At 63.2% G+C, this 261-nt stretch carries 1 pseudogene; it reads left to right on the forward strand.

Going from position 1 to position 261, the window contains the following annotated elements:
• A pseudogene (locus tag AC1RQI_RS17275) lies at nucleotides 1-261 on the forward strand (hypothetical protein); the annotation flags it as partial.

A 261-nucleotide genomic window follows, 5' to 3' on the forward strand; every position in this document is an offset into this window, starting at 1 on the left:
GAAGTGTGGCGCACCCACACCATTCCGGGCAAGGACGAGCCCGGCTCGGAGACCTGGAAGGACGACAAGAACGCCAAGGCGAGCGGTGGCGGATCGACCTGGGTCACCGGCAGCTACGACCCGGCAACCAACACGATCGTGTGGGGCGTCGGCAATCCCGGCCCGGACTGGGACAATGAATACCGTCCCGGCGACAATCTCTACACTGACTCTTCGCTTGGTCTTGACGCCGACACCGGCAAGATCAAGTGGCACTACCAG

It is taken from the genome of Salicola sp. AFF1 (genome assembly GCF_056783195.1).